General features: G+C 70.3%; 18 protein-coding genes. 13 read left to right on the top strand and 5 right to left on the bottom strand.

What is annotated here, in order from left to right; all coding sequences use genetic code 11:
• Positions 1-3: 3 nt before the first annotated feature.
• From trmB to aroQ, 5 genes are all read left to right on the top strand, one after another.
• Positions 4-693 carry a tRNA (guanine(46)-N(7))-methyltransferase TrmB gene (gene trmB, locus B6N23_RS07795; protein WP_305503478.1) on the top strand — a complete coding sequence of 230 codons (690 nt, stop codon included), beginning with the start codon at positions 4-6 and terminating at the stop codon, positions 691-693.
• A gap of 63 nt (positions 694-756) precedes the next feature.
• Positions 757-2,196 carry a D-alanyl-D-alanine carboxypeptidase/D-alanyl-D-alanine endopeptidase gene (gene dacB, locus B6N23_RS07790; protein ID WP_305503476.1) on the top strand — a complete coding sequence of 480 codons (1,440 nt, stop codon included), beginning with the start codon at positions 757-759 and terminating at the stop codon, positions 2,194-2,196.
• Positions 2,197-2,227: 31 nt separating this feature from the next.
• Positions 2,228-2,599, top strand: coding sequence for a diacylglycerol kinase (locus tag B6N23_RS07785; RefSeq protein WP_305503461.1), 372 nt, complete (start codon positions 2,228-2,230; stop codon positions 2,597-2,599).
• A 79-nt stretch (positions 2,600-2,678) separates the two neighbouring features.
• Positions 2,679-5,690 (top strand): bifunctional [glutamate--ammonia ligase]-adenylyl-L-tyrosine phosphorylase/[glutamate--ammonia-ligase] adenylyltransferase, encoded by a 3,012-nt coding sequence (gene glnE, locus B6N23_RS07780; protein ID WP_305503458.1) that lies wholly within the window; start codon positions 2,679-2,681, stop codon positions 5,688-5,690.
• Between the two features lie 17 nt (positions 5,691-5,707).
• Positions 5,708-6,145 carry a type II 3-dehydroquinate dehydratase gene (aroQ, locus tag B6N23_RS07775; protein WP_305503456.1) on the top strand — a complete coding sequence of 146 codons (438 nt, stop codon included), beginning with the start codon at positions 5,708-5,710 and terminating at the stop codon, positions 6,143-6,145.
• Between the two features lie 9 nt (positions 6,146-6,154).
• On the opposite strand, the gene B6N23_RS07770 is transcribed toward aroQ, so the two are convergent.
• The 4 genes from B6N23_RS07770 to B6N23_RS07755 all read right to left on the bottom strand — a co-directional run bounded on the left by B6N23_RS07770 (position 6,155) and on the right by B6N23_RS07755 (position 8,714).
• Positions 6,155-6,598: a hypothetical protein gene (locus B6N23_RS07770; protein WP_169957355.1), complete on the bottom strand. Its 444-nt coding sequence runs from the start codon at positions 6,596-6,598 to the stop codon at positions 6,155-6,157.
• 99 nt (positions 6,599-6,697) lie between these two features.
• Positions 6,698-7,012 (bottom strand): AzlD family protein, encoded by a 315-nt coding sequence (locus B6N23_RS07765; RefSeq protein WP_119023717.1) that lies wholly within the window; start codon positions 7,010-7,012, stop codon positions 6,698-6,700.
• A complete protein-coding gene (locus B6N23_RS07760; RefSeq protein ID WP_169957358.1) occupies positions 7,012-7,722 on the bottom strand; it encodes an AzlC family ABC transporter permease in 711 nt (236 codons plus the stop codon). Before B6N23_RS07760 ends, B6N23_RS07765 begins: the two co-directional genes overlap by 1 nt.
• Entirely contained in the window at positions 7,719-8,714 is a 996-nt protein-coding gene (locus B6N23_RS07755) for an LLM class flavin-dependent oxidoreductase (protein ID WP_305503453.1), read from the bottom strand. The genes B6N23_RS07760 and B6N23_RS07755 overlap by 4 nt, the downstream gene beginning before the upstream one ends.
• A gap of 195 nt (positions 8,715-8,909) precedes the next feature.
• Between B6N23_RS07755 and B6N23_RS07750 the strand changes: the two genes are divergently transcribed.
• From B6N23_RS07750 to B6N23_RS07730, 5 genes are all read left to right on the top strand, one after another.
• A complete protein-coding gene (locus tag B6N23_RS07750) occupies positions 8,910-10,544 on the top strand; it encodes a BCCT family transporter (RefSeq protein ID WP_305503451.1) in 1,635 nt (544 codons plus the stop codon).
• Positions 10,545-10,649: 105 nt separating this feature from the next.
• Positions 10,650-10,850, top strand: coding sequence for a hypothetical protein (locus B6N23_RS07745; RefSeq protein WP_305503449.1), 201 nt, complete (start codon positions 10,650-10,652; stop codon positions 10,848-10,850).
• Positions 10,851-10,853: 3 nt separating this feature from the next.
• Positions 10,854-11,552, top strand: a complete 699-nt coding sequence (locus B6N23_RS07740; protein WP_305503447.1) for an extensin-like domain-containing protein — start codon at positions 10,854-10,856, stop codon at positions 11,550-11,552.
• A gap of 87 nt (positions 11,553-11,639) precedes the next feature.
• Positions 11,640-12,995 (top strand): MFS transporter, encoded by a 1,356-nt coding sequence (locus B6N23_RS07735; protein WP_305503445.1) that lies wholly within the window; start codon positions 11,640-11,642, stop codon positions 12,993-12,995.
• A 12-nt stretch (positions 12,996-13,007) separates the two neighbouring features.
• Entirely contained in the window at positions 13,008-13,754 is a 747-nt protein-coding gene (locus tag B6N23_RS07730; protein ID WP_305503443.1) for a sulfite exporter TauE/SafE family protein, read from the top strand.
• Between the two features lie 39 nt (positions 13,755-13,793).
• Here the strand turns inward: B6N23_RS07730 and B6N23_RS07725 are convergent, their stop codons facing one another.
• Entirely contained in the window at positions 13,794-15,077 is a 1,284-nt protein-coding gene (locus B6N23_RS07725) for an E22 family MetX-like putative esterase (protein ID WP_305503440.1), read from the bottom strand.
• A gap of 118 nt (positions 15,078-15,195) precedes the next feature.
• On the opposite strand from B6N23_RS07725, the gene B6N23_RS07720 reads away from it, so the two are divergent.
• Genes B6N23_RS07720 through B6N23_RS07710 form a run of 3 tightly spaced genes read left to right on the top strand, consistent with a single transcriptional unit; the run spans position 15,196 to position 17,790 of the window.
• Positions 15,196-15,720 carry a retropepsin-like aspartic protease family protein gene (locus B6N23_RS07720; protein ID WP_305503438.1) on the top strand — a complete coding sequence of 175 codons (525 nt, stop codon included), beginning with the start codon at positions 15,196-15,198 and terminating at the stop codon, positions 15,718-15,720.
• 7 nt (positions 15,721-15,727) lie between these two features.
• Positions 15,728-16,756, top strand: a complete 1,029-nt coding sequence (locus B6N23_RS07715; protein WP_305503436.1) for a YihY/virulence factor BrkB family protein — start codon at positions 15,728-15,730, stop codon at positions 16,754-16,756.
• A complete protein-coding gene (locus tag B6N23_RS07710; RefSeq protein WP_305503434.1) occupies positions 16,753-17,790 on the top strand; it encodes an NAD(P)H-dependent flavin oxidoreductase in 1,038 nt (345 codons plus the stop codon). The genes B6N23_RS07715 and B6N23_RS07710 overlap by 4 nt, the downstream gene beginning before the upstream one ends.

The following is a 17,790-nucleotide window of genomic DNA, read 5'->3' as shown; positions in this document are numbered from 1 at the left end:
ACCATGCAAGCCAGTTCCCGTTCCATCGTCACCAACCAGCCCGGGCCCCACGAGGACCTGAGCCGGCGTGTGACGCGCGCCCTGGCGTACCCGCTGCGCAAGCCGGTGGCAGAACATACCCGCCAGGCCTTTGAGGCGGCTCGGACATGGCGTGCCGCGCGGCTCGACATGCCGCTGATTCTGGACGCCGGCTGCGGGGTGGGGGTCTCCACCCGCCGCCTGGCGGAGCGCTTTGCCAACCATGCGGTGATCGGCGTGGATCGCAGCGAGAGCCGCCTGACCCGCGAGCATGGCCCGCTGCCCGACAACGCCCTGCTGGTGCGCGCCGACCTGGTGGACTTCTGGCGCCTGGCGCTGGCCGATGGCTGGCGGCCCGTGCGCCACTACCTGCTCTACCCCAATCCCTACCCCAAGGCGGCCCATCTCAAGATGCGCTGGCAGGGCCACCCGGTCCTTCCGGTGATCCTGGCCCTTGGCGGGCGCCTGGAGCTGCGCTCCAACTGGCGGCTCTATGTGGAGGAGTTCGCCCTGGCCGTGGCCCAGGCCACCGGCCGCAAGGCCGAGGTCGGGCCCCATGTGCCGGGGAATGATTTCCTGACTCCCTTCGAGCAGAAGTACCATGTCAGCGGACAGCCGCTATGGAAGCTGGTGGTGGAGCTGCCCCATGATCCCGGCCTCGTCCCGATCTCGTGACGCTGGCTCCCTCGATATCCAGCCACTGATATCCCCCTACTGATCCAACCCCGCGGTGTTGCCATGTGTCGTCGTCTGTCGAAACTGCTTCTCTTCCTGGCCTGCCTGCTGCCGGTGACTGCCCAGGCCTCGGGCTTCACCCAGCTGGGCCGGCTGGCCGACAAGGGCTTCCTGATCAGCGCCGAGGCGCGCCTGATCGATGAGGGAACGGTGCTGGGGGCCATCGAGGCCGATCGCCAGCTCTCGCCGGCGTCGGTGACCAAGAGCTACCTGGCCGCCGCGGCGCTGGATCGTTGGGGCCCCCAGCATCGCTTCACCACCCGGCTGCTCGCCGAGTCGCGCCCGGACGGCGATGGCGTGCTGTCGGGCGACCTGATCCTCGACGGCGGCGGCGACCCGGCGCTGACCACCGAGGACCTGTGGCGGCTGGTACAGCGCCTGCACCAGGCCGGGGTACGCGAGGTGGAGGGGCGGCTGCTGGTCAGCCAGTGGCGCTTCGGCCCGGTGGAGTGCATCACCACCGACCGCTGCCAGGCCCGCGATCGCACGGCCAACGCCTACAGCGCGCTGCTCTCCTCGGCGGGGGTCAACTATGGCAGCTGGTGCGTCAGCGTGGCACCCGGCGCTGCCTCCGGGCAGCCGGCCCGGGTGACCGGCTGCGACAGCCAGGCGGCCATTCTCGAGATCGACAACCGCGTGGAGACCCGGCCGGACAACAGCGGCACCGAGCTGCGCGCCGAGCGCATCACCCGCAACGGCCATGATGTCATGGTGCTCAGCGGCCAGATCTCCACCAATGCCCGTCCCCGGGACATCTACCGGGGCAGCTCCGATCCCGCCGACCAGATGGCCAGGACCCTGCTGGCGATGCTCGACCAGGCCGGCATCGCGGTGCGCGGCGGGGTCGAGACCACCCTGGCCGAGCCGCCTGCCGGCGCCCGGTCGCTGGCCGAAGTCGAGGGCAAGCCGCTGCAGGAGCTGCTGCTGCGGGTGATGAACTACTCCAACAACTTCATGGCCGACATCCTCGCCCTGAACCTGGTGGAGACCCCCCGCGCCGATCTGCGCCTCGGCGGTGCGGCCATCGAGGCGTTCGTGGCCGGCATCCCGGACCACGGCCCGGTGACCCTGCTCAGCGGCAGCGGCCTGACCACCGAGAACCGCACCTCGGCCCGTGGCGCCAATGCGCTGCTGGAGAGCATGTTCCACCGTCCGTCGCTGTTCCCGAGCTTCGTGGCGACCCTGCAGTCCCCCGGCAACGGGGTGATGCGCTTCATCCGCCGCGGGTCGCCGACCTTCCAGCACCACGTCATGCTCAAGACCGGCACCCTCAACCAGCCGGTGGCGGTGCGGGCGGTGAGCGGCTACTTCCGCACGCGCAGCGGGCGCTGGGGGGTGTTCACCGCGCTGGTCAACGGCACCGGCAGCACCCCCTACCTGAGCTGGTCCGAGGTGCTGGATCCGCTATCGGTGGACCTCGAGCGAATGATCGACAACCATTGAGCGGCCCACCTCCCACCCAAAGGATCCCCCGATGAAGCCCGGACATACCGGTTGGCGCCACCTGGTGCACTCCACCCGCTACTCCCTCAAGGGGCTCAAGGCCGCCTGGCGCCATGAGTCGGCCTTCCGTCAGGAGCTGGCCCTCTGCGTACTGCTGCTGCCGCTGGCCTGGTGGGTCGGCCAGGGGCCGGTGGAGTGGGTCCTGCTGGTGGGCAGCTGCCTGCTGGTGCTGGTGGTGGAGCTGATCAACAGCGCCATCGAGAGCGTGGTGGACCGCATCGGTCCCGAGCACCACGAGCTCTCCGGACGCGCCAAGGACCTGGGTTCCGCCGCGGTGATGGTGTCGCTGGCCCTGGCCGGACTCACCTGGCTGCTGCTGGCCGGGCAGAAGCTGTTCGGCTGAGTCGCTCGTCGCTCCGGGTGCCCATGGCGTTCGTGCTTCGCTATGCTGGGGGCATTCGCCACCCGGATTCGAGACGCCCATGCCCCTGCCCGATGACTTCCTGCCGCTGATCGATATTCCCGAGCCCCTCAAGGCGCCCCTGACGCGTACCCGGGAGCGGCTGGCCGAGGCGCTGGCCCAGGCCGACCACCTGGCCGGCATGACCGGGCGCGAGTCGCCCCTGGAAGACTGGCAGGGCCTCTCCGAGCCGCGCCGCGAGCAGCTGGCTCGGGTGCTGGCGATCTCGGAGTTCGTGGCCGAGACCCTGGTGCGCTACCCGGAGTGGCTGCTGCACCTGGATGCCAGCGGGGAACTGGACGTCGCCCCCGACGCGGAGAGCCTGCGCGACTGGCTCGAGGAGCGCCTGGAGGCGGCCGAGGACGAGGCCGCCATGCAGGCCGCCATTCGCCGCTTTCGCCGCGCGCGGATGACCGGCATCGTGTGGCGCGACCTCACCCGGCCCGAGGGCACCGACATGTGGGCCACCGCCGCCGCGGTGTCGCGCCTGGCCGAGGTGTGCCTGGAAGGGGCGCTCACCTGGCTGGAGCGCTTCCTCGCGCCGCGCTGGGGCCGGCCCGCCCTGCGCCGCGACGGCAGCGAACAGCGCCTGGTGGTGCTGGGCATGGGCAAGCTCGGCGCCGGCGAACTCAACCTCTCCTCCGATATCGACCTGATCTTCGCCTTCCCCGAGAACGGCGAGACCGAGGGCGGGCGCAAGTCCTTGGCGCACCAGGAGTACTTCACCAAGCTGGGACAGCGGCTGATCGGCGCCCTGGATGCGGTGACCGCCGACGGCTTCGCCTTCCGGGTCGACATGCGCCTGCGCCCGCTGGGCGACGGAGGCCCCCTGGTGGGCAACTTCAGCTCCCTGGCAAGCTACTACCAGGACCAGGGGCGCGAGTGGGAGCGCTATGCCATGCTCAAGGCGCGCCCGGTGGCCGGCGACCTGGACGCCGGGGCCGAGCTGCTGGCCAGCCTGCGCCCCTTCGTCTATCGCCGCTACCTCGACTTCGGGGCCATCGAGTCGCTGCGCGAGCTCAAGGGCATGATCAACCGCGAGGTGCGCCGCAAGGGCATGGAGGGCAACATCAAGCTCGGCCCTGGCGGCATCCGCGAGGTGGAGTTCGTGGTGCAGGCCTTCCAGCTGATTCGCGGCGGGCGCGACACCGAGCTCCAGGTCACCTCGCTGAAGAGCGCCCTGGAGCGGCTGCCGGCGCTGGGCCTGCTGCCCGTCGCGGTGGTCGAGGAGCTCATCCCGGACTACGTCTTCCTGCGCGACCTGGAACACGCGCTGCAGGCGCTGGAGGATCGCCAGACCCAGAGCCTGCCCGACGATGACCTCGACCGCGAGCGGGTGGCCCTGGCCCTGGACATGGAGGACTGGCCGGCGCTGATGGCCAGGCTCGACGAGGTCCGCGCCCGGATCCGCCAGCACTTCGATGCGGTGATCGCCGACCCCGAAGAGGAGGTCGAGGAGGCGTCGGAGGAGGCGGCCGGCGGCATCGCCCTGGAGCAGTGGCGGGCGCTGTGGCGCGGCGAGCTCGACGAGGAGGAGGTCAGCGTGCTGCTGGAGGAGGCCGGCTTCGCGGAGAGTGCCACCGCGGCACGGCGGATCGCCTCGCTCTACCACTCCCGCCAGGTCCAGACCATGCAGCGCATCGGCTTCGAGCGCCTGGAGGCCCTGATGCCGCTGCTGCTCGACGCCGTGGCCGAGAGCGAGGCGCCCGACACGGCGCTGGAGCGGGTGCTGCCGCTGATCGAGGCGGTGCTGCGGCGCACCGCCTACCTGGCGCTGCTGCGCGAGAACCCCGAGGCGCTGGGCCACCTGATGACGCTCTGCGCGGCGAGCCCCTGGATCGCCGAGCAGCTGGCCCGCTACCCGATCCTGCTCGACGAGCTGCTCACCCCCGAGACCCTCTACACCCCCGCCGACAAGGCGCGCCTCGCCGACGAGCTGCGCCAGACCCTGGCGCGGATTCCCGAGGAGGACGAGGAGGCCCAGCTCGAGGCGCTGCGGGTCTTCAAGCACGCCCAGACCCTGCACGTGGCCGCCTCCGACATTGCCGGTACCCGCCACCTGATGAAGGTGAGCGACTACCTCACCTATATCGCCGAGGTGATCCTCGAGGCGGTGCTGGCCATGGCCTGGAAGCACCTGACCCGCAAGCACGGCGTCCCGGAGCTGGCCGACGGCAGCCGCGCCGGAGCCGAGCCAGACTTCCTGATCGTCGGCTACGGCAAGCTCGGCGGCATCGAGCTGGGCTACGGCTCGGACCTGGACCTGGTGTTCATCCACGACGGCGCCACCCAGGGCAGCACCGATGGCCAGCGCCCCCTGGACAACGCCGTCTTCTTCACCCGGCTGGGGCAGCGCATCATCCACCTGCTCACCGCGGTGACTCCCGCCGGCACCCTCTACGAGGTGGACATGCGCCTGCGCCCCTCCGGCAACTCGGGGCTGCTGGTCAGCTCGCTGGCCGCCTTCGCCGACTACCAGCGTCGCGATGCCTGGACCTGGGAGCACCAGGCGCTGGTGCGTGCCCGGGTGGTGGCGGGGCATCCGCGCCTGGTCGAGGGCTTCGACGCCATCCGGCGCGAGGTCCTCGGTCGTGAACGCGACGCCGAGGCGCTGCGTGAGGAGGTGGTCAAGATGCGCCACAAGATGCGCGACCACCTGGGCGGCAAGAGCGGGGAGGGGGAGTTCGACCTCAAGCACGACCCCGGCGGCATGGTCGATATCGAGTTCCTCTGCCAGTACGCCGTGCTCGCGATGGGTCACGAGGCCCCGGAGCTTCTGCAGTGGAGCGACAACATGCGCATCCTCGAGACCCTGGAGGCCGCCGAGCGCCTCCCGGCCAAGGAGTGCCAGCGCCTGCGCGAGGCCTATCTGGCCCTGCGCAGCAGTGCCCACCGCGCCTCGCTGACCCGCGAGCCCGCCCGGGGACGCAGCGACGCCTTCCAGGACCACCGCCGGGTGGTGATCGAGGCCTGGCAGCGGCTGCTTGAGCCGCCACAGGGCGAGCCCGACAAGATCGATTTCGACAAGGACTGACGGAGCAAGGATTCCCGATGAAGAAGATACTGGTACTGCACGGCCCCAACCTCAACCTGCTGGGTACCCGGCAGCCGGAGATCTACGGCCACGAGACCCTCGAGGACATCAACAACGGGCTCTATGAGCGGGCGGCGCTGGAGGGCTGGGAGGTCAGCTGCCGGCAGAGCAACCACGAGGGAGAGCTGATCGACTGGATCCAGGCGGCACGCCTCGATGGCACCGCCGCCATCATCATCAACCCGGCGGCCTACACCCATACCTCGGTGGCGATCCTCGATGCTCTCAACGCCTTCGAGGGGAGGGTGATAGAGGTGCACCTCTCCAACGTCCACCAGCGCGAGAGCTTTCGCCACCACTCCTACGTCTCGCTGCGCGCCGACGGGGTGATCGCGGGGCTCGGCAGCCAGGGCTATCTCGCCGCCCTGGAGGCGGTGATGCGCCAGCCCGGCTGAGGCCGGGTGTCAGTCGCGGCGGGGCTCGCGCTGGGCCGGGTCATCGCCCCTGGCCTCGTCGCCCTTCACCACATAGTCCCCTTCCAGCACCTGCTGCTCGCGGTAGCTGCCGTCGGCGCCGCGGGTCTCGCGGTAGCGGGTCTCCCGGTAGTGGAAGCCGCTGCCGACGTCCTCGGCCTGGTCGGCGCGCATCTTCTCCATGCGCTTCTTCAGCCGGTAGCGCAGCAGCGGCATCAGCGCCCAGCCGAGCAGCAGGAAGAAGAGCCCCAGCACCATGGCGACGATCATCATGGCGCCGAACAGCAGCCAGGCCAGCAGCATCTTCAGGCTGTCCAGCAGGCCGCCGCTGCGCCGCTGCCGGGCGCGCTGCTGCCACGCCTGGGCGGTGCGCCAGGCGACGTTGTGCTGGAAGTCTCGGCGCGGGTCCTGATCGGGACCTCGGGAATCGGACATCACTCTCTCCGTTGGGCGGCGCACGGCGCCGCAGGACATGGTGCCCCGCAAAGGGCTGCCCCTTGGAAAGCGCGCGGGGCGCTTCGTTCCGAGGAGGAATCAGGATGCGACCAGGCGCCACAGCGCGGCGGTGAGGATGCCGGCGGTGATCGCCGGCAGCGGCTTGCGCAGCGCCAGCATCACCACGGCCGTGGCGATCAGCGCCATCCGGGCGCCGCCGTCGCCGTTCACGGCCATGGGGGTGATCACCGCCACCAGCACCGAACCGGCCATGGCGTTGATGAAGCGCTCCACCCGCGGGCCGATGGGCACCCGGGCCATCACGAAGACCCCGCCGGCGCGGGTCAGGTAGGTGGTCAGCGCCATGATCAGAATGGCCAGCAGCACGCCGCCGTTGGCGGCCGTCAGGGTCATCATCTCCTCTCCTTGGCCGCGGGAGGCAGCAGCAGGCCCACCAGGCCGCCGGCCAGGGCCCCGACGATTACATGGGCGTGGGGCGGCAGCCAGGCCATCGCCGCCAGGGCGGCGATGGCCGCGGCACCCCAGGGCAGCAGCACCCCGGGGTCGCGCTTGTCACCCACCAGCATGGCCAGCAGGAAGCAGCCCATGATGGCGTCGAGCCCGAAGCGCTCGGGCTCGCCGATGCCGCTGCCGAAGGCCACGCCGAGACCGGTGCCGATCATCCAGGTGATCCACAGCGCCAGCCCGCCGCCCACCAGGATGCCCAGGCGTGCCGCCGGGGAGCCGCCGCTCATAGCCATGGCCCAGTTGGCATCGCTGAGCAGGATCAGGCTGGCGTAGCGCCGTCCGGCAGGCAGCTCGCGCAGGTGGGGGTAGAAGGCGGCGCCCATCAGCAGGTGGCGGGCGTTGATCGCCAGGGTGATGGCCACCAGCGGCACCAGCGGGATGCTGTCGTCCCACAGCTCGAGGGTGGCGAACTGGGCGGCGCCGGCGAACACCAGGCCGCTCATCAGCAGGGTCTCCAGGCCGGATAGCCCCTGCTGCAGGGCCGCGACCCCGAAGGCGAGCCCGAAGACGATGACGAACAGCGACAGCGGGGCCATGCGGCGGAAGCCCTCGACCAGATGGCCGACCCCCGATCGAGACGCGGCCGGTTCGGTCATGAACGCCACACCTCGGCGACGATTTCGTAGCTTCTCAGGCGGTCCTCCAGGGCGAACACATCGGTATTGAGCATCAGCTCATCGGCGCCGGTCTGCGCGAGGAAGGCCTCCAGCCCATCGCGCACGGTCTCGGGGCCGCCGACGATGGCCGCTCCCAGGAACTGCTGCAGCTGGCTCTCCTCCAGGGGCGTCATCGCCAGATGCTCCACCGGCGGCTTCGCGCAGGTACGCTGGCCGCGGATCATGCCCAGAAACTTCTGACGGGCGGTGGTGGCGAGATACTCGGCCATGGCGTCATTCTCGGCGGCGATCACCGGCAGGCCGACCATGGCGTGGGGCCGCTCTAGCACCGCGGAGGGTCGGAAGTTGTCGCGGTAGAGGCGCAGTGCCTCGAACAGGTAGCCCGGGGCGAACTGGGCGGCGAAGGCGAAGGGCAGCCCCAGGCGAGCGGCCAGCTGGGCGCTGTAGCCGCTGGAGCCGAGCAGCCAGATCGGCACCTTGGTGCCCTGGCCGGGCACCGCACGCACCCGCTGGCCGGGCCGCTCGTCATCCAGGAAGCCCTGCAGCTCCTCGAGCCGCTGGGGGAAGTCCTCGACGCCGGCATAGGGATCCCGGCGCATGGCGGCCATGGTGGCGCCGTCGGAGCCCGGGGCGCGGCCCAGGCCCAGATCGATGCGTCCGGGGTAGAGGGTCTCCAGGGTCCCGAACTGCTCGGCGATCACCAGGGGCGGGTGGTTGGGCAGCATGATGCCGCCGCTGCCCACCCGGATGCGCCGGGTGGCGCCCGCCACGTGGCCGATCAGCACGGCGGTGGCGGCGCTGGCGATGCCCTCGATGCTGTGGTGCTCGGCGAGCCAGAAGCGGGTGTAGCCCAGCCGCTCGGTCAGCTGCGCCAGGGCGACGCTCTCCCGGAAGCTGTCCGCCGCGCTGCCACCCTCGCGGGTCGGGGCAAGATCGAGTACGGAGAGAGGCGTGTCGGCGAGACGGGGCATGGTTCCTCCAGAATGTTAGCCTGCTGATGAAGCCTACCATGGGGGCCGCCGGACCGCCGTGCAATCCTCCAGGTCGAGTGTGCCGCGCCGCTGGCCTGGCCGAGAGGCGGTGGTGGCCACGAGCGTCGCCATGGTAATGCTGGGCCAGGCTGGTAGAGTATTTATTGTACAACTCCTTCACAAAAGGACTCTCTGATGGCAGACCATGGAGGAAAGACGGTCTTTACCGTCTCTGCACTCATCATCCTGGCGCTCGTCGCGGTCGGGGCGGCCTTCCCCGAGGGCTTCGGCAGCGCCGCCAGTGCCGCCCTGGCTGGCGTGACTCAGCTGTTCGGCTGGTTCTATCTCTTTTCCGTATTCGGCTTCGTGATCTTCCTGCTGGGCCTGGCCTTCAGCAAGTACGGCAAGATCCGCCTCGGCCCCCAGGACAGCACCCCGAGCTACAGCTTCTTCTCCTGGGTCAGCATGCTGCTGGCCGCCGGCTTCGGCGTGGGCCTGGTCTTCTACGGCATGGCCGAGCCGATGTTCCACTACATCGACCCGCCCTACGGCGACGTGCCGGCCGAGACCACCGACTCGGCCCGCTACGCCATCCAGTACGCCTACTTCAACTGGGGCATCCACCAGTGGGCGGCCTTCTCGGTGGTAGGACTGATCATCGCTTACTTCCAGTTCCGCAAGGGGCAGGCCGGGCTCGTCTCCTCGGTGCTCTCCTCGGTGACCGCCAAGCATCCCAGGGCGCGCCGCTACGCCCCGGCCCTGGATATCTTCGCCGTGGTGGCCACGGTGATGGGGGTGGCGACCTCCCTGGGTCTCGGCGTGCTGCAGATGAACGGCGGGCTCAATGCCGTCTTCGGCCTGCCGGAGTCGGTGCTGTGGCAGTTTCTGATCCTCTTCGTGATGTTCCTGGCCTACATGGCCTCCACCTGGTCGGGCCTGGACAAGGGGGTCAAGCGCCTCTCCAACCTCAACATGGTGCTCTGCATCGGCCTGATGCTCTACGTGCTGGTGACCGGCCCCACGGTGGCCATCCTCGAGACCATCACCCTGGGGATCGGCGACTACCTGCAGAACTTCATCGGCATGAGCCTGCGCATCTCCCCCTACTCGGACAATACCTGGGCGAGCAGCTGGACCATCTTCTACTGGGCCTGGGTCATCGCCTGGTCGCCCTTCGTGGGCACCTTCGTGGCGCGGGTCTCCCGCGGCCGCACCATCAAGCAGTACGTGTTCGGCGTGCTGATCGTGCCGCCGCTGCTGGCCTGCCTGTGGATCGGCGTGTTCGGCGGCGCGGCGCTCAACATGGAGCTCAATGGCGACGTGGGGCTGGCCGCGGCCACCCAGGCCAACATCACCGTGGCGCTGTTCGAGATGTTCGCCCTGATGCCCTTCAGCGGCCTGCTCTCGGTGGTGGCGATGATGCTGATCTTCATCTTCCTGGTGACCTCGGCGGATTCCGCTTCCTACATCGTGGCCCAGATGACCGACAACGGCTCCATCAACCCGCCGCTCTACAAGCGGGTGATCTGGGGCGTGCTGATCGCTGCGATCTGCCTGACGCTGATCGCCGCCGGCGGCCTCACCGGGCTGCAGTCGGCCTCGGTGCTCGCGGCACTCCCCTTCACCTTCATCCTCTACGGTATGGTGGTGGTGCTGGTGCGCGAGCTGCGCGCCGACCGCCGCGCGATGCTTACCCAGCTCTATCGCCGCCACGGCGAGACCCCGGTGGGCGCCGACGCCTTCGAGGCGGAGCTGCTGGGCGAGGAGGAGCGCCTGCGCCGCGCGCCCAACGTGGTCAACCGCCGCATCAACCGCCGCGAGGGGATGTAGCGACGCGTGGGGGCGGGCAGTGGCGGCGTCCTTGGCGTCGCCGCCACTGGCCTGGCGGCGGCGCAGGCCGTAAGCTCAGGGAAATGGTGAAAACGGACTTCGACCATGTCGCTTCTGCTCACTGCCCGCGCCCCCCGCCGCGGGGCCACCCGACGACGCCAGCCACGGCGTGGCCAGCGCCTGCCCGGCGGGACTGGGCTCGGTCGTTGGCTCGATCGCTGGCTCGACCGCCTGGTGGATATCGCCGTGGTGGTGGCGCTGGTGGTGGGCGCCACGGCCCTGCTCCTGACCCTGGTGACCCGGTAGGACATGCGGGGCCTGCTGCTTCTGATCCTGCTGGCCGGCGCCCTGGCGCTGGCCTGGTGGCAGTTCGAGGCGCTGATCCCGCGGCACTGGCACCCCGCCGAGCCGCTCCACATCGATGACCCCCTCACCCCGGTGACGCAGTGGAAGCTGCGTCGCCTGGCCGACGACCGCGAGGGGTGCCTGGCGGCCCTGGCCACGGCGCCGGAGGGCGAGCTTTCGTTCACGCCTCTCGAGGACCATGAGCCCGTGGCGGGCTGCCCGTTGGCCAACGTGGTGCGCCTGGAGGCCAGCGGCGTCGACTTCAATGCAAGCTTCGTGGCGAGCTGCCCGCTGGCGCTTGCCTGGACGCTCTTCGAGCGCCAGCGCCTGCAGCCCGCCGCGGAATCGGTGCTGGGCAGCCGCGTGGCGAGAGTGGAGCACTTGGGCAGCTTCGCCTGCCGCAACGTCTACGGCCGGGAGCAGGGGCGGCCCAGCGAGCACGCCACCGCCGAGGCGCTGGACGTGGCCGCCTTCCGGCTGGCCGACGGGCGCGAGATCCGCCTGATCGACCACTGGGACGACGAGGGAGAGCGAGGTGAGTTCCTGCGCGAGGCCCGGGACGGCGCCTGCGACCTCTTCGGCAACGTGCTGGGGCCGGATTACAATCAGGCCCACGCCGACCACTTCCACTTCGGCATGCGCGGCTTCCGGCTCTGCCGCTGAGCGGCGCCATGCACCTCGGCGGCTCGAGATGGTGCGCTTCTGGCCCATGCTGCTAGGCTTGCCGTCTCGACCCGCAAGGACAGCCCCATGTCACCCCTGACCAGCGTCACACCGCCGCGGACCCGCGCCTCGCGCAAGGAGATCCTCGGCTGGGCGATGTTCGACTTCGCCAACCAGGCCTACACCCTGCTGATCATCACCGTGGTGTTCGGCGAGCTCTTCACCACGGTGATCGTCGGCGACCGCGGCGACGGCTACCGGCTGGCCAACTTCCTGTGGAGCCTGGCGCTGGCGGTGAGCTACCTGCTGGTGGTGGTCACCGGCCCCCTGTGCGGGGCGGTGATGGACTACCAGGCCTCCAAGAAGCGCTTCCTGTTCGCAAGCTACCTGGCCACCGTGGCCACCACCGCCATGCTCTACTTCGTGGCGCCGGGCTACGTGGTGCTGGGGTTGCTGCTGATCGTGGTCTCCAACTACGCCTACTCCATGGGGGAGTCCTTCATCGCCGCCTTCCTGCCCGACCTGGGGCCGCCGGAGGATCTCGGCAAGATCTCCGGCTTCGGCTGGGCGCTGGGCTACGTGGGCGGGCTCTTCGCCGCGGGCTTCACCCTGGTGGCGCTGGGCGAGGCCACCGCGGAGAACTTCGAGCGCATCCGCTGGGTGGGGCCCTTCGCGGCGGCCTTCTTCCTGGTCACCGCCATTCCCACCTTCCTGTGGGTGAAGGAGCGCGGCACCCCCCAGCCGCCGGGCAAGCCCTACCGGGAGATCGCCTGGGAGCGGGTCTCCACCACCCTGCACGAGCTCCGGCGCTTCCGGGACCTCGGCATCTTCCTGGTCTCACTGCTCTTCTCCATGGCCGGGGTATACATCATCATCGCCTTCGCCTTCATCTACGGCGCCCAGGTGATCGGCTGGGACGAGTCGATCCGCAACCTGATGTTCATCATCGTGCAGATCACCGCGGCGGCAGGGGCGCTGGGCTTCGGCTTCATCCAGGACCGCATCGGCACCAAGGTCACCTACCTCTTCACCCTGGGGCTCTGGGTGGCGGCGATCCTGGCCATCTGGGCGACCCCGGAGGTCACCGCCTTCCTCAACGCGCGCTTCGCCCTCGACTGGGAGGCCCAGCACCTGTTTCTCTTCGTCGGCTGCCTGGCGGGGCTCTCGCTGGGTTCCAGCCAGTCGGCCAGCCGCGCCCTGGTGGGGCTCTTCTCGCCCACCCGCAAGGCCGCCGAGTTCTTCGGCTTCTGGGGCCTGGCCAACAAGCTGGCCGGGGTCTTCGGCATCGTGGCCCTCGGCCTGCTGCAGACGGTGGTGGGACTGCAGGCCTCGATCCTGCTCTGCGCCGCGCTCTTCATCGTCGCCATCCTGATCTGCCTGGCCGTCGACCAGGCCCGCGGCCAGCGGGCGGCGGCGGAGTGGGAGGCGCGCAATGGCCGCTGAGGGGCGCGAGTGATGGGAGAGCCGCTCATCCTGCTGCTTGTCGCCGCCACCTTCCTGGTGGCCGGTGGGGTCAAGGGCATCATCGGCATGGGCATGCCCACGGTGTCGCTGGCGCTGCTGGCCGCCACCCTGGGGCTGCAGCCCGCCATGGCGCTGCTGCTGGCACCCACCCCGATCACCAATGTCTGGCAGGCGCTGGTGGGCGGCTACCTGGGGCGCATCCTCAGGCAGCTCTGGCCCTTCCTGCTGGCCTCGGTGGTGACGGTATGGCTGGGGGTGAGCATCCTGGCGCGGGTCGAGGTGCGCTGGCTATCGGGGCTCCTGGGCGTGCTGATCGTCTTCTATGCGCTCGCCGGGCTGTGCAACCTGGGCCTGGCGAGGCTGGTCGGCGGCGGGCGTCATGCCGCGCCGGTCAACGGGGCCCTGACCGGCCTGCTGACCGGCATGACCGGCTCCTCGGTCTTTCCGGGCGTCGCCTACCTGCAGTCCCTGGGCCTGCCGCGGGAGATGCTGATCCAGGCCATGGGCGTGCTCTTCGTGGCCACCACCCTGGCGCTGGGCCTCGCCCTGGGCGGCCAGCGCCTGCTCAGCATCGAGCTGGGCCTGCTCTCCCTGGCGGCGGTGGTGCCGGCGCTGGTGGGCATGCGGCTGGGGCAGTGGCTGCGCGCGCGCCTCTCGGAGGCGACCTTCCGGCGCGCCTTCCTCAGCGGCCTGCTGGCCATGGGCAGCTACCTGCTGGTGCGGGCCCTGGCGGGTTGAGCCGCCAGGGCGCCGGGGTCGCGCTGCATGACCCTGCCATCACTCCGCCAGGAAGGCGCGCAGGCGATCGCCTGCCTGGTCGATGGCCACCACGCCATCCAGGTGGCCGCGGGTGCCCGTGAGGGGAATCAGCTCCACCGGGGTGCCATCGGCGGCGATCAGCTCGGCGGTGCGCCGCACGCTCTGGGGAGCGAAGACCAGGTCATCCTCGCTGTAGAGCATCAGGGTCGGCGCCTCGATGGCGGCCAGGCCCGCTTCCAGGCTCTTGCCGTAGCCGGCCATGAAGGTCTGGTTGGCGCGCACCAGGTAGAGCAGGTGGTTGGCGTCGGCCACCTCGGCGCGGGCCGTGGCGATGTCGTCAAGGGTCTGCTCGATGGCGTAGCGGGCGTCGAGATCCCGGGCGGGGTCCGCATCCTCGTCGGCCCAGCTGCGGTCGAAGGTTTCGTTGGCCCACTGCCAGTGGTTGGCGTTGAGGGTGACCAGCTTGAGCGCCTCGCGCAGCCCATCCAGCGGGGGCTCGCCGTCGTAGTAGTCCCCGCCGTTCCAGTTGGCATCCACGCGGATCGGCGCGGCCCAGGCGGCGAGGGTGGCCAGCAGCCAGGGGTCGGCCTCGCCGGCGCCGATCACCGGAATCAGCCGCTCGACCCGCTCCGGGTAGGTGCTGGCCCACTCGTAGGCCTGCAGCGCCCCCATGGAGGCGCCCATCACGGCGTGCAGCCGCTCGATGCCCTGGCTCTCCAGCAGCGCCTTCTGGACATCGACGAAGTCGCCGATGGTCACCACCGGGAAGTCCAGGCCCCAGGGCTCTCCGGTCTCGGGGTGGGTCGAGGCCGGACCGGTGGTGGTTACCTTGGGGTCATGGGCGTTGAGGTTGACCAGGGTGTCCGAGGCGATGATGTAGAACTCGGCGGTATCCAGCGGCTTGCCGGGGCCGATGATGCTGTCCCAGTAGCCGGCGGGCCCCTCCTCCTCGTAGCGGCCGGCGGCGTGGCTGGTGCCCGAGAAGAAGTGGGTGATCAGGATGGCGTTGTCCCGGGCCTCGTTGAGGGTGCCGTAGGCCTCCCAGCCCACCGCCAGGTCCGCGATGGTCTCGCCGCCGCGGGTGGTGTATTCCTCCATCTCGAAGACCTGCTTCTCGACAACGCCATCCCAGGCGTAGGCCGCGCCCGCCATCAGCAGCGCCGCCCCCAGGCAGAGGCCGGCGGCAAGGGCCTGAAGGGGAACGGGAGAGGGGTGGTGAGAGGAGTGGTGACAGGAGTGGTGACAGGAAGAGTGGGAATGATGGGCGATCGAGGGAGTCGAAAGCTGAGTGCTGTCCTGCATGGGGCGTTATCCTTGTGATTGCGCGGGTGTCCGGCCGGACGGCATTCAGTACAGTCAGGGAGGAGTGAGGTGTCAACGCGGGAGTGTCACAGGCCACCAACGCCCCGGGAGGCGTGCCATGAGCGATGACAACAGGACGGTCCGGCGCACCGGGCTCGGCATGATGCTGCTGTTCTGGATGCTCTTCATCGGGGCCGGGACCTGGTGGTTCCACGGCTTCCTGGAGAGCCAGCGCAACCCCAACGCCCACCTGGTCAACGCCGTGAACGGCGAGAGCTCGGTGGTGCTGGAGCGCAACCGCGCCGGCCACTTCCTGGCCACCGGGCGCATCAACGGCGAGCCGGTGGAGTTCCTGCTCGATACCGGGGCCACCTACGTGGCCGTCTCCTCGGCGCTGGCCGAGCGCCTGGGCCTGGAGGCGACCGGTAGTGCCTGGTTCAATACCGCCAACGGCCGGGTGCGCGGCGAGCTCACCACCCTCGACGAGGTGAGCCTCGGCGGCTTCGCGGCCCGCGAGGTGCGCGGCTCCATCAGCCCCGGCATGGAGGGCGAGGTGGCGCTGCTCGGCATGAGCTTCCTCAACCGCTTCGACATCGAGAGCCGCGACGCCCGCATGGTGCTCCATCCCGCCGGTTCCCACTGAGGACGTCATGACCCTATCGCGACGCGGCCGGCGCGCCGCCAGGCCCGCACAGATTCCCGGTCCCGGCTGGCTCGACATCCTCTGGCGCGTCAAGGAGCAGCTGGTCGACGACCGCGTCGGCCTGCTGGCCGCCGGTATCGCCTTCTATGCCCTGCTCTCGGTGTTTCCCGCCATCGCGGCGGTGATCTCCCTCTGGGCCCTGGTGCTCGACCCCCAGGACATGGCACGCCAGATCGCCGAGCTGGCACGCTTTGTGCCGCCAGAAGCGGCGGGGCTGATCGAGGAGCAGGCCCGCGAGATCGGCGACAACACCCCCACCGGCCTCAGCCTGACCGCCCTCGGCAGCCTGGCGGTGGCCCTGTTCGCGGCCTCCAAGGGAGTGCGCGGGCTGATCATCGCCCTCAACCTGGTCTACGGCGAGGAGGAGCGGCGCGGTCCGCTGGGCCGCCAGCTGGTGGTGGCCGCCCTGACCCTGGGGTTGATCGTCCTGACCCTGGTCACCATCGTTGTCGTGGCCCTCTTCCCCCTGGCCAGCGGCCTGCTCGGCCTGACGGGTATCCCGGCCATGCTGGTCGGCCTGGCGCGCTGGTCGGCGCTGCTGCTGGTGATGATGGCGGTGATCGCGGTGCTCTACCGCTTCGCCCCCTACCGCCGTTCGCCGCGCTGGGAGTGGGTCAGCGTCGGTACCGTCACCGCCACCCTGCTGTGGATCCTGGGCTCTGCCGGCCTCTCGCTCTACGTGGGGCGCATGGCCACCCTGAGCCAGCTCTACGGCTCCCTCGGTGCCGTGGTGGTGCTGATGCTGTGGTTCTGGCTATCGGCCTTCGTCGTCTTGCTGGGCGCCGAGATCAACGGTGAAATGGAGCGCCAGACCCGCCGCGACACCACCGTCGGCGAGCCCCGGCCTCTGGGCGAGCGCGGCGCCTTCGTGGCCGACACCCTGGGGCCCCGTCGGCCCTGGCGCCGCGATGGCAAGGGCGATGATTCACCCGACGTGACACCCGACGTTCCACAAGATCCCGGAGAGCCCCGATGAGCCTGACCCAGACCCTCGGCATCACGCTGCCGATCCTCCAGGCCCCCATGGCCGGCGCCCAGGGCAGCGAGCTGGCCATCGCCGTGGCCCGAGCCGGCGGCCTCGGCGCGCTGCCCTGCGCCATGCTCGCGCCCTCGGCCATGGCCGAGGAGCTCGCCGCCTTTCGCGCCGCCACCTCGGCCCCCGTCAACGTCAACTTCTTCTGCCATGCGCCGCCCGCACCGGATGCCGCCGCCCAGACTCGCTGGCACGAGGCGCTTGCCCCCTACTACGCCGAGTTCGGTCTCGACATCGGCGCGGTGCCGGCTGGGCCGGGGCGGCGCCCCTTCGACTACGAGGCCTGCGATGCCCTCGAGTCCTTCCGCCCCGAGGTGGTGAGCTTCCACTTCGGGCTGCCCGAGGCCGCGCTGCTTGCGCGAGTCAAGGCGTGGGGCGCCACGGTGCTCGCCTCGGCCACTACGGTGGAGGAGGCCCGGTGGCTCGCGGCCCACGGCGCCGATGCCATTATCGTCCAGGGGCTGGAGGCGGGCGGCCACCGGGGCATGTTCCTGACCGAGGAGCCCACCACCCAGGTGGGCACCTTCGCGCTGCTGCCCCAGGTGCGCGAGGCCGTCGACCTGCCGCTGATCGCCGCCGGCGGCATCGCCGATGCCCGCGGCGTGGCGGCGGCCCGGGCGCTGGGGGCCGAGGCGGTGCAGGTGGGCACCGCCTTCCTGTGCTGCCCCGAGTCGACCATCTCGGCGATCCACCGCCGGGCGCTGATGAGCGAGGCGGCCCGCTACACGGCGCTGACCAACCTCTACAGCGGCCGTCCGGCCCGGGGCATCGTCACCCGGCTGATGCGCGAGCTGGGGCCGATGAGCGATGCCGCTCCGGCCTTTCCCCTGGCCACCGCCGCCATCGCCCCGCTGCGTGCCGCCGCCGAGGCCCAGGGCAGCGGCGACTTCTCCCCGCTCTGGGCGGGCCAGAACGCCAGCCGCTGCCGCGAGGTGCCCGCCGCCGAGGTAGTGGCCGAGCTGGCCAGGGGGCTCTAG

Source organism: Halomonas alkalicola (assembly GCF_030704205.1).
In the GTDB taxonomy this organism is placed as follows: Bacteria; Pseudomonadota; Gammaproteobacteria; order Pseudomonadales; family Halomonadaceae; genus Halomonas; species Halomonas alkalicola.
The sequence above is the reverse complement of the archived record's forward strand: the minus strand, read 5'-3'. Positions and strand labels throughout refer to the sequence as shown.